Annotated in this window: 8 protein-coding genes; 4 read left to right on the forward strand and 4 right to left on the reverse strand. The window is 71.9% G+C overall.

Going from position 1 to position 11,553, the window contains the following annotated elements:
* Positions 1 to 50 precede the first annotated feature (50 nt).
* The gene (locus F0L68_RS00585) at positions 51 to 1,172 is read right to left on the reverse strand and encodes an FAD-dependent oxidoreductase (protein ID WP_188316313.1); all 1,122 of its coding nucleotides are present in this window, start codon (positions 1,170 to 1,172) and stop codon (positions 51 to 53) included.
* Positions 1,173 to 1,273: 101 nt separating this feature from the next.
* On the opposite strand from F0L68_RS00585, the gene F0L68_RS00590 reads away from it, so the two are divergent.
* The 3 genes from F0L68_RS00590 to F0L68_RS00600 all read left to right on the forward strand — a co-directional run bounded on the left by F0L68_RS00590 (position 1,274) and on the right by F0L68_RS00600 (position 5,536).
* The gene (locus tag F0L68_RS00590; protein ID WP_149847373.1) at positions 1,274 to 1,816 is read left to right on the forward strand and encodes a TetR/AcrR family transcriptional regulator C-terminal domain-containing protein; all 543 of its coding nucleotides are present in this window, start codon (positions 1,274 to 1,276) and stop codon (positions 1,814 to 1,816) included.
* 104 nt (positions 1,817 to 1,920) lie between these two features.
* On the forward strand, positions 1,921 to 2,985 hold the full coding sequence (locus F0L68_RS00595) for an MsnO8 family LLM class oxidoreductase (RefSeq protein ID WP_149847374.1): 1,065 nt from the start codon (positions 1,921 to 1,923) through the stop codon (positions 2,983 to 2,985).
* 175 nt (positions 2,986 to 3,160) lie between these two features.
* A complete protein-coding gene (locus F0L68_RS00600) occupies positions 3,161 to 5,536 on the forward strand; it encodes an ATP-binding protein (RefSeq protein WP_149847375.1) in 2,376 nt (791 codons plus the stop codon).
* A 12-nt stretch (positions 5,537 to 5,548) separates the two neighbouring features.
* On the opposite strand, the gene F0L68_RS00605 is transcribed toward F0L68_RS00600, so the two are convergent.
* Positions 5,549 to 6,805 (reverse strand): cytochrome P450 family protein, encoded by a 1,257-nt coding sequence (locus F0L68_RS00605; protein ID WP_149847376.1) that lies wholly within the window; start codon positions 6,803 to 6,805, stop codon positions 5,549 to 5,551.
* Positions 6,806 to 7,274: 469 nt separating this feature from the next.
* Between F0L68_RS00605 and F0L68_RS00610 the strand changes: the two genes are divergently transcribed.
* Positions 7,275 to 8,183: an RluA family pseudouridine synthase gene (locus tag F0L68_RS00610; RefSeq protein ID WP_149847377.1), complete on the forward strand. Its 909-nt coding sequence runs from the start codon at positions 7,275 to 7,277 to the stop codon at positions 8,181 to 8,183.
* Positions 8,184 to 8,196: 13 nt separating this feature from the next.
* On the opposite strand, the gene F0L68_RS00615 is transcribed toward F0L68_RS00610, so the two are convergent.
* Positions 8,197 to 8,892, reverse strand: a complete 696-nt coding sequence (locus F0L68_RS00615; RefSeq protein WP_149847378.1) for a hypothetical protein — start codon at positions 8,890 to 8,892, stop codon at positions 8,197 to 8,199.
* Between the two features lie 153 nt (positions 8,893 to 9,045).
* Positions 9,046 to 11,532, reverse strand: a complete 2,487-nt coding sequence (locus F0L68_RS00620; protein ID WP_149847379.1) for a DNA gyrase/topoisomerase IV subunit A — start codon at positions 11,530 to 11,532, stop codon at positions 9,046 to 9,048.
* Between the last annotated feature and the right edge of the window lie 21 nt (positions 11,533 to 11,553).

Raw genomic sequence — 11,553 nt, forward strand, 5'->3', positions numbered from 1 at the left:
GACGGGACGTGGCCGGGAGGAGATGCCGCCAGGCGAGGCGGGCAGGCGACTCAGCGGGTGGCGAAGGTCGACAGGCTCGCCACACTGTCGGCCACCGCCGCGAAGCCGTGGTCGAGCATCGCCAACTCGTACGCCTGCACCGCCGGCAGGAGCCGCTCGGCGCCACGGTCGACCTCGATCAGCCTGCGGCACAGCAGGGCCGCGTCCCGGAACGCGGTGTTCGCGCCCTTGCCGCTGGACGGCGGCATCACGTGGACGGCGTCGCCGAGCAGGGTCACCGTGCGGGTTCCCCAGTGTGCCACCGGCTTGGCGTAGCGGATCGTCAGCGGCGAGCTGTTCGTCGCGTCGGCCTGCCGCACCAGTTCGACGAGGTCGGGGTGCCAGCCTTCGACGAGGTCGCACACCTGCTCGTGTGCCACGGTCCAGTCGGCCGGCGTCGCACCGGCCGGCAGGCTCATGGACCACCGCAGGTAGCTGGTGGTCCTGGGCAGCACGACCTCGGGCGCGAGGTCGGCGGCGGCCAGGTGCGGCGGGCGGCGGAACGCCATCTTTCCCAGCAGCATCGTCACCCCAGGGCCCTTGACGATCGTGCCGAACCCGGGCACCAGCGCGGCGAAACGCTCGGTCAGCTCGGTGCGGCCGAGCACGCCGCTGCCCGGCACGTCCACGATCTCGGCGTCGGGCAGCAGCTGGCGGCGCACCGGGGAGCCGACGCCGTCCGCGCCGACCAGCAGGTCGCCCGTTGCGGTGCTGCCGTCGGCGAAGGTCGCGCGGACGGTGCCGTCGGCGAGTTCCTCGTACGCCGTGAACGCCTTGCCGAACGAGATCCGGTCGGTGAGGCCGGCGAGCAGTAGGTGCCGCAGCACGTGCCGATCGGTCGCCATGCCGCCGTACCCGGGTTCGAGCTGGGTGACCAGGTTGAGCTGTTCGTCGACGATCCGCCGCTCGCCGGAGATCTCTCCGGTGCTCGCGTCGAGCACGGCGTGCAGGCGCTGCGGCAGGCACTCGCGCAGCGCGTCGAGCCCGGCGCCGCCGATCCCGATGCGGAAGCCCTGGTACCGGCTGTTCACACCGGACTCCCGCTCGTAGATCCGCACGTCGATGCCCGCCCGCACCAGCCCCTGGGCGAGGCACAGACCGCCGACGCCCGCCCCGATGATCAGCACTCGCATGACGAAACCCCCAGTTTGAACAGCGCTCAATTGAACGATGCTCAATTTACTTGGTCAGTGTTCAAGTGGCAAGATGCCACAGGAGACCAGGGAGGTTGCCCATGCCACTGCGGCAGGTTGATGTGCTGCACGGCGCGATCGAGCTGCTCGACGAGGTCGGCCTCGACGAGCTGACCACCCGTCGCCTCGCGGAACGCCTCGGCGTCCGGGTGGGCGCGCTGTACTGGCACTACCCCAGCAAGTCGGCGCTGTTGGACGCGATCACCGAGCTGATCATCGCCGAGGTCGTCGCCGAGCCGCCGCCCTCCGGCGACTGGGCCGAGCAGTTGCGCGAGCTGGCGGCGCGGGCGCGCAGGTCGATGCTCGCGCACCGGGACGGCGCGCGGCTGGTGTCCTCGTTCAGCACGCCGCCGCCGTCGGCCATGGCGTACATGGCAAGCCTGATCGAGGTGCTGCGCGCGGCGGGCGCGTCGAAGCGGGACGCGGCGCTCGCGGCCGACACGATCACCAGCTTCACCAACGGCTACACGCTCGAGGAGCAGGCCCGCAAGGTCGGCACGGTGTCCAGGAGGCAGCTCGACGCCGCCTTCCACGCCGAACTGCGCATCATCCTGGCCGGCATCCGCGCGGAACTGCTCGGCTGACGGTCGCGCGAGGTTGCTCAGCCGACGGCCGCGCGCGCCGCACGCGCGTGACCACGACCACCCGTCCGGGGGAATCCTGGGCGGCCACCCGTGTTGAACTGAAGGTGACACCCGCGACCCGCTACTCGATCCTGGACCGCTCGCGCACCCGGCACGGCCACACCCACGCCGAGGCGCTGCGCGACACCGTCCAACTCGCGATCGACGTCGAGAAACTCGGCTACCACCGGTTCTGGGTGTCCGAACACCACAGCGTGCCCGGCATCGCAGGCTCGGCCCCGACGGTCCTCGCCGCCGCCGTCGCGGCCGCGACCAGCCGGATCCGGGTCGGCACCGGCGGCGTGATGCTGCCCAACCACCAGCCGCTCGTGGTCGCCGAGCAGTTCGGCGTGCTCGAGTCGCTCTTCCCCGGCCGCATCGACATGGGCCTCGGCCGCTCGGTCGGCTTCACCAACGGCATCCGCCGCGCGCTCGGCCACGACAAGGACGACGCCGACCGCTTCGCCGACCAGCTCACTGAGCTGCTCGGCTACTTCACCGGCGACCAGGCCGCGCACCCGCAGGTGCACGCCCGCCCGGCCGAGGGACTCCGGGTGCCGGCGTTCGTGCTGGCCACCGGCGCCGGCGCGGCGACCGCGGCCGAACTGGGGCTCCCGCTGGTCATCGCGCCCGTGCACGGCGAACAGCGGCTGCTCGACGCGATCGGCGACTACCGCGACCGCTTCCGCCCGTCGGAGCAGTCCCCGCGCCCCTACGTCGTCATCGCCAGCACGATCGCCGTCGCCGAGACCACCGAGCAGGCCAGGCGGCTGCTGGTGCCCGAGGCGTGGTCGACGGCCTACTCCCGCGCCCACGGCGTGTTCCCGCCGCTGACGCCTGCCGAGGACGTCCTCGCCCTCGACCTGACCGACCGGGAGCGGGCGCAGTTCGACGACGCCATGCGCGGCCACCTGCACGGCACGGCCGAGGAGGTGGCCGCCGCGCTGCGCCATCTGGTCGAGGGCACCTCGGCCGACGAGGTGCTCGTGACCACCAGCACCTTCGACCGGGCCGGCCTGCTCGACTCGCACCGCAGGCTCGCCGAGCTCACCGGCATCGCGGCACGTCCTGGCACTGCCGAGGGTCCGCCGAGCGCCGGGTCACCCGAGGAGGTACGACGCATTGCGTAGGCCAACCGGGTGATTGCCAGTCGTACCCACTCCGCCGTGCCGGACCGCTGCGACATGATGTCAAGTCGAACAGGTGAGCCAGATCTATCGGGGGTGAGCGGGCCCTGCTGACCGCAACGCGCACGAATCCGGCGTCCAGCGTCGGACGTGGCACTGTCGCGCGCGCGGCGCGCCGGTGAGCGCCGCTGGGCAGCCCGGCAACCTGCCGCTGGAGTTGACCACGTTCGTCGGCAGGACGCGGCTGCTCGCCGAAGGCGCGCGCAGGCTGCGCACGACGCGGCTGCTCACACTGACCGGCGGGGGCGGCTGCGGCAAGACGCGGCTGGCGCTGCGGCTCGGCGCCGACCTCGCGGACGACTACCGCGACGGCGTCTGGCTGGTCGACCTCGCCGCCCTGTCCGAGCCCGAACTGCTCGACCGCGCCGTCCTCGTCGCGCTCGGGATACTGGACCAGTCCGGGCAGGCCGGCCTCGCCACGTTGATAGACCAGTTGCGGGACAAGCAACTCCTGCTGATCCTGGACAACTGCGAACACCTCGTGACCGCCGTCGCCAGGCTGGTGCGCACCCTGCTCCAGACCGCCCCCGAGGTGCGGGTGCTGGCCACCAGCCGGCAGCGGCTGGAGGTGCCCGGCGAACACCTGATGGACGTGCCGCCCCTCTACGTCGGCGGCGTCGAGAGCGTGACCGACGGGCCGGAGGGCCAGCACGTGCACGAGGCGGTGCGCCTGCTGATCGACCGGGCCGCCGCGGTCGGCGTCGAGCTGACCCCCAGCGACTGGCCCGCCGCGATTCGGCTGTGTCAACGGCTGGACGGGATCCCGCTGGCGCTGGAGCTCGCGGCCGTGCATCTCGGTCCCCTGTCGGTGCAGGAGATCCTGGACCGGATGGACAACCGGTTCGCACTGCTCGGCGGCGGCGTCCGGTACGAGCAGTCGCACCACCAGACGCTCCAGCTCGCGCTGGACTGGAGCTACGAGCTGTGCACCCCGGACGAACAGGACCTGTGGCGGCAGCTCTCGGTGTTCGTCGGCGGTTTCGACCTCGCCGCCGCGGAGAACGTCTGCGTCGGCAAGAACATCGAGGCGCTGGTCACCAGCCTGGTGCGGCAGTCCATCCTCACCACGACCGCCCGCTCGGGCCGAACCCGCTACCGGCTGCTGGAAACCGTGCGGCAGTACGGCGCGCGGCTGGTGTCGGACGGCGAGGAGACGGCCGCCCTGCGGCAGCGGCACGCCGACTACTACCGGGCCATGGTGGCCACGGGCAGCCAGGACTGGTGCAGCCCGCGCGAGGCCGACTGGATGGTGTGGCTGCGCGACGAACTGCCCAACCTGCGCGCCACCCTGGAGTACTTCCTCGCGCGGCCGGAGCAGACCCCGCGCGCGCTCGAGATCATCGTCAACCTGACCCGCATCCGCTTCTGGTTCTTCAGCGGACTGCTCGGCGAGGGCCGCGGCTGGTTCCGTCGGGCGCTGGACGCCCATCCGCCGACCGCGAGCGCGGCGCAGGTGGTGGCGCTGGCCAACGACATGTGGATCAGCCTGTGCCAGGGACAGCCCGACCAGGCCACGTCCCTGCTGCGGCGCTGCCAGGCCGCCGCGGCCGAACTGGACCGCGACGGGGCCGCCGCGGTCGCCGACTCGGCTTACGACACGCACACCGTCCTCGGCGCCACCCTGTACGCGGAGGGCGCGCACGCGCTGCTCGCCGAGGGCGACCAGCGGTCCATCCGGATCCTGGAACGCGCCTGCGCGGCGTTCGCCAGCACCAAGCCGGACAACCCCGGCGACACGTTCATGGCCGCGCTGCTGCTGGCCATCGCGGCGGCCTTCACCGGCGACCGGGCCGCCGCCATGACGCACGCGGACAACTGCCTGCGGATGGCCAAGGCGCTGCGCGCGGACTGGTCGGTCTGCTGGGCGCTGTGGGCGGTTGGCGTCGCCGAGCTGCGGCACGGTGACCCGCGCCGCGCGACCGCGCTGTTCCAGGAGGAGGAGGCGCGCGGGCTGCTCGGCAACATGGGCGACGCCTGGGGGCCCGCGTGGAGCCTCGGCGGCCTCGCCTGGGCAGCGGCCGCCAGCGGCCAGCACGAACGCGCCGCGCGGCTGCTCGGCGCGGCGCAGCGGCGACAGGAACGCGGCGGCGTGCTGCTGTCCGGACTCATCCCCTACCGGCAGGCCCAGCAGCGCGCGGAGGCGCAGGCGCGGCGCGGCCTCGGCGCGGAGGAGTTCGCGGTGCAGCACGCGATCGGCGCGGCGCTGCCCTACTCCGAGATCGTCGAGTTCGCGTTGACGCCGCAACCCGACGCCGAGCCGTCCGGCGCCCCGTCCGACGTGCTCACCGCACGGGAGTACGAGATCGCCAGGCTCGTCGCGGCGGGCAGGACCAGCAAGAACATCGCGGCCATGCTGGTGATCTCGGCGCGCACGGTGGACCGGCACGTGCAGAACATCCTGGACAAGCTGGAGTTCCGCAGCCGCGCGCAGATCGCCGCGTGGATCGCCGAACGCGGCGCCGGCGTCGGTCACGGCGCGAGCCACACGGGCTAGGCCGCGTCTGTGTCAGGAGGCCCGGCAGCTGGCCGATGAGCCCGCCGACCTGAGCACCACCGGCAGCTCGACGTAGCCGTTGATGATGCTGCTCGCCCTGCGCCGCAACGCCTCCGGCGGCACGGCGAGCCGAGCGTCCGGGAAACGCGTCGCCAACCGCCGTAACGCGATCTCGCCCTCGAGCCTGGCCAGCGGCGCGCCGAGGCAGTGGTGGACGCCGTGGCCGAAGCTCAGGTGCGTGCCGGTGTGCCGACGCAGGTCCAGCTCGTCGGCGCGGTCGAACCTGCGCTCGTCCCGGTTGGCCGATCCCAGCGAGATCAACACGATCTCCCCCGCCGGGATCGCGGTCCCGCCGATCACCACCGGCTCGGCCGTGAAGCGGTGCGTCGCCATCCGGATCGGGCTGTCGAAGCGCAGCAGCTCCTCGACGGCGGCCGGCACCAGCCCCGGCTCGGCGCCGAACCGGCGCCACGCCTGCGGATCGCCCATCAGCCAGCGAACCCCGTTGCCGATCAGGTTCGCCGTGGTCTCGTGGCCGGCGACCAACAGCAGGAACATCGTGCCGACCAGCTCCGGATCGGTCAGCCGGTCGCCGGACGCCTCGGGCAAGATCAGCGCGGACAGCAGGTCGTGGCCGGGTTCGGCGCGCTTGGCCGCGATCAGCTCGGCGAAGTAGGCGGCCATCTGGTGCGACGCGGCGACACTCGTCTCGGGCTCCTCCGTCATCAACTGGCTCACCCAGTCCCGGAACGCGAACCGGTCCGCCTCCGGCACGCCGATCAGCTCGCAGATCACCGTGAACGGCAACGGAAACGCGAAGGCCGTCACCAGGTCTACCGCCTCCCCTGCCGGCATCGCGTCGAGCAGGTCGTCGGCCATCCGCTCGATCCTCGGCCGGAGCAGCTCCACCCGTTTCGGGGTGAAGTCCCTGGCCAGCAGCCGACGCAGCCGGGTGTGCCTCGGCGGATCCGAGAACAGCATGTGCGGGGCGAACACCCCGGACACCTCGACCAGCTCGCCCGCCTCGGCCAGCCGCGCCAGCATGATCTCCGACAACCCGGCGGCGTCCTTGCTCAACCGGGGATCGGCCAGCGCCGCGCGGGCCTCCTCGTAGCGGCCGACCACCCACACCGGCACGGAACTCGGCAGCAGCGCCCTGTGCACCGCGCCCTCCGCGCGCAGCAGCGTCGCCACCTCCGCCGCGCTGTCCCAGTACGCACTCGTGAACAGGTCGACGTTGCCCGACGAGCCGATGTGCGCCACGGTCATCCTTCCTGCGACGGCGTGGCTCCGTGGGCGCCTGGAGGGGGTGAGCCTGTACAGGCCCGCCGCCCAGTCGGGCCTGCACAGGCCGCCACCGCAGAGTTCCCAACACGAACTCTCGACCGCCGGCCGCGCAGCCGACCCCCACCGGCTGCGACACCGTGGCCGTGTGGCGTCGGCGTCGCCCCTCCTCACCGCTGACGCGGTGAGCGGTGAGGAGGGGGACTGTCCCCGTCGCGGTGACCGCGAAACACGCCTTCCGGGTGTCACGGACGAGCCTCGCGCACGCGCATGTACCGGCGCATCGGCAAAATCGGCCATCCGGACAGTACGTAGCGGATCAGGCACTACGTAGCCTGCGGCGTCCGGCCGGTGACGGTCCGCGAACGACGGCGACCACGGTCCGTGCCCGACAGAGGCCCCGGCCGCCCCCGGTCGCCGGTTTCCCCCGAAACCGCAGGTAGACTGCGTCCCGATGAGACGAAAGCCCACCCCGCCCCTGCCGCAGCGGCACGGACTGGACCCCGCGCGCCTGAAGCTGCCCGCCGAGGGGCCGTGGGCGACGATCCGGGACCACCTGGTCGACCGGCTGCCCAGGGTCGACCCCGGCCGCATCGACATGATGCTCCGCGAGGAGCGGATCGTGGACGTGCACGGGCCGATCGCGCCCGACGCGCCGTTCGCACCCAACTCGTTCGTCTGGTTCCACCGCGACCTGCCCGTCGAGGTCCCGGTGCCGTTCGACATCACCGTGGTGCACCGCGACGACGACCTGCTCGTCGTGGACAAGCCGCACTTCCTCGCGACCATCCCCCGCGGCAAGCACATCGTCGAGACCGCGCTCGTGCGGCTGCGCAGGGACCTCGGCCTGCCACACTTGATCCCCGCGCACCGGCTCGACCGGGTCACCGCGGGGCTGGTCATGTTCGTCATCCGCCCAGAACGCCGGGGCGCGTACCAGACGCTGTTCCGCGACCGGTTGGTGCGCAAGGAGTACGAGGCCATCGCGCCGCACGATCCCGCGCTGCGCCTGCCGTGCGTGGTGCGCAGCAGGATCGTGAAGGAGCGCGGCATCATCACCGCGCAGGAGCTGCCGGGCGAACCGAACAGCGAGACGCTGGTCGACCTGATCGAGCACCGCGACGGGCTCGGCCGGTACCGGCTGCGGCCGACCACCGGCCGCACCCACCAGCTCCGGCTGCACATGAGCGGGCTCGGCGTGCCGATCCTCGGCGACGACTTCTACCCGGTGCTCACCGAACGCCCGCTGGACGACTTCACCGATCCCCTGCAACTGCTGGCCAAGGTGCTGGAGTTCACCGACCCGATCACCGGCGAGCCGCGCCGCTTCGAGAGCGGCGCCACGCTCAGCGCCTGGAACTGACCCTCGTCCAGCGCTAGAACCCTTGGCAGTCCTCGGGTTCCGTCCGCCGGGCCCGCGCCGACCGGATGACCGCCACGCCCGCCACCACCGCCGAAACCACGAGCAGCGCCGCGCCGACGACGACCAGGATGTGCGCGCCGGCGGTCAGGCGGGCCACCACCTCGTCGTAGGTCTCCTGCTGGACGAGGGCGCCGCGCGGGGTTCGGCAGCTGTCGGCCACACCCATCACCTTGCCGTCGCAGGTCGGCGTGCTGCCGTCGAGCTGGTGGATGCCCAGCAACAGCAACACGATTCCCACGACAGCGACCGCGGCGAGCAGCGCTGCGCCGCAGCCGAACCTGGCGCGGCCCCGCGCCGACCAGCCGTCCCCGGCCGGGGAGGAACCGGGCAGCAGCAACGTGAGCAGCTCCGACACCCGCTCGCTCGCGACCTGCTCCGCGTACTCGGTCTGTGCCGAATCGGGCGGCAGTTCGTAGAGCAGCCACACGTACGGCCCCGCGCACAGCGTCTGCGGCCCTGGCGGCGCGGCCCGCAGCAGCGACACACCCGTGCGGAAGGCGGGATGGGTCGCGGTGTTGGCCTCAAGATGCCGGTGCAGGCTCGCGCGGGCGTCCGCGCTGGAGTCGAACGGCCGCAACGGGTACTTCAGCCTGAGGCCGTCCTGCCGCGAACCGCCGGAGGCCGCCTGCAACCAGCCCCACTCACCCACGGCGGCGGCTCTCCGATGTCACGTCCGAGCCTCCGCGATCGTTCTGCCGATGTGCGGAGAGACGTTAACCACGGCCGATGAAATCGCGATGAAACCGCGAAATCGGGCAGCGACCGACCCCGGCGGGACGCCTGCCGCCGGGGTCCTGCCTGGTCAGCCGCGTTCGATCAGGTGCCCAACGACGTCAGGGCCGGGGTGCGCCGAGCCGGAGCCGTCCCGGCGCGGGTCCACCTCGGGCAGCTCGACCGGCACGCCCCGATCGGTCGCGCCTGCCGGGCGCGGACCGATCCACGCCAGCCGAAGCCTGTTGTCCCCCTTAAGGAATCGCTGCGCCCGGACCCCACCGGTCGCCCGGCCCTTCGCCGGGTACTCGGCGAACGGCGTCACCTTCACGGCGGTGCCCGTCGAGGTCACCACCATCGGCTCGCCGTGCTCCTCGTCGTCGGTGCGGACCGCGCCGAAGAACACCACCTCGGTCTCCCCGGCCAGGTTGATCCCGGCCATCCCGCCGCCCTTGAGGCCCTGCGGCCGGACCAGCGTCGCGGCGAAGCGCAACAGCGAGGCGTCCGAGGACACGAACGCGAGCGTCTCCGTCCCGTCGGCCAGCCACGTCGCGCCGACGACCTCGTCGCCGTCCTTGAGGCCGATCACCTCGAACTCGTCGGAGCGGACCGGCCACTCCGGCGCGCAGACCTTCACCACGCCCTGCCTGGTGCCCAGCGCGAGCCCCGGCGACTCGGCGCCCTGCGCGCCAAGCGGCGCGATGCCGACGACCTTCTCGCCCTTCTCCAGCGGAGCCAGCTCGGTGGCCGCCATGCCGCCGCTCAGCGACACCGTGCCGCTCTGCTCCGGCAACACCGGCAGCGGCAGCACGTCGGTCTTGAACGCGCGCCCCCGGTTGGTGACCAACAGGATCTGACCGCGCGCCGTCGAGTGCACCACCGTCGCCACGGCGTCGTTGTTGGTGCGGCCCTTGCGGCGCCTGGCTTCCGATGCCTCCTCGGACTCGGCGGCCGTCCTGGCCACCAGGCCGGTCGCGGACAGGATCACCTGGCACGGGTCGTCCGCGACCTCCAGCGGCCCTGCCGGCCTCGACGCGGCGAGCACCTCCTTGAGGTCGCCGTCGATCAGCGCGGTCCGCCGCTCGGCGGCGAGATCCTTCGCCACGGCCGCGAGTTCGGTCGAGACGACCTTCTTCAGCACCGCGTCGTCATCGAGGATCGTGGACAGCTCGGCGATCTCGGCGCGCAGCCGCTCCTGCTCGGACTCCAGCTCGATCTTGTCGTACCGGGTGAGCCTGCGCAGCGGCGTGTCGAGGATGTAGGTGGCCTGGATCTCCGACAACGCGAACTGCGTCATCAGGCCGTCCTTGGCCGCCTGGGCGTTCTCGCTGCCCCTGATCAGCTTGATGACCTTGTCGATGTTGAGCAGCGCCTTGAGCAGGCCCTCGACCAGGTGCAGGCGTTCCTCGCGCTTGCGGCGGCGGAACCGGGTCCTGCGGGTGACCACCTCGTACCGGTGCGCGAGGAAGACCTCGAGCAGGGCGCGCAGCCCAAGCGTCTGCGGCTGGCCGTCGACGAGCACGAGGTTGTTGATGCCGAAGGACTGTTCGAGCGGGGTGAGGCGGTAGAGGTCGGCCAGCAGCGCCTGCGGGTTGACGCCGACCTTGCACTCCACGACCAGCCGGGTGCCGTTCTCCCGGTCGGTGAGGTCCTTGACGTCGGCGATGCCGGACAGCCGCTTGGACTTGGTGACCTCGTCGGTGATCTTCTCGATGATCTTCTCAGGGCCGACGCCGTAGGGCAGCTCGGTGACCGTGATGGCCTGCCGGCCTCGGCTGCCCTCCAGCGGACCGATCTCCACCTTGGCGCGCATCCGAACCACGCCCCGGCCGGTTTCGTAGGCGCGGCGCACCTCGTCCAGCCCCAACAGCATCCCGCCGGTCGGCAGGTCGGGGCCGGGCACGAACTCCATCAGCTTGTCCAGCGTCGCGGTCGGGTGCGTGATCAGCCACCGCGCGGCCGCGACCACCTCGCCGAGGTTGTGCGGGATCATGTTGGTGGCCATGCCGACCGCGATCCCGGACGTGCCGTTGACGAGCAGGTTGGGGAACGCCGCCGGCAGCACGGAAGGCTCCTGGAGCGAACCGTCGTAGTTGGGCCGGAAGTCGACGGTGTCCTCGCCGAGCTCACCCACCAACAGCATGGCCTCGTTGGACATCCTGGCCTCGGTGTACCGCGACGCGGCCGGACCGTCGTCCGGGCTGCCGAAGTTTCCGTGCCCGTCGACGAGCGGCGCGTTCATCGAGAAGTCCTGCGCCAGGCGGACCATCGCGTCGTAGATCGCCGTGTCGCCGTGCGGATGGTACTTACCCATGCAGTCGCCGACGACCCTTGAGGACTTCACGTAGGCGTGCGTCGGGCGGTAACCCTGTTCGTGCATGGAGAACAGGATCCTGCGGTGCACCGGCTTGAGGCCGTCGCGGGCGTCGGGCAGCGCGCGGGAGTGGATGACCGAGTAGGCGTACTCAAGGTACGAGTCCTCGATCTCGGTCTTCACCGGGATGTCGAAGACGTTCGCCCCCGCCCGGTCGAAGGCGGACGGGTCGACCTTGGTCGTGGTGGCCTTGCGGCGTGCCATAGCTCAGCGCTCTCCTTGAAA

Source organism: Solihabitans fulvus, assembly GCF_008386585.1.
Taxonomy (GTDB): Bacteria; Actinomycetota; Actinomycetes; order Mycobacteriales; family Pseudonocardiaceae; genus Solihabitans; species Solihabitans fulvus.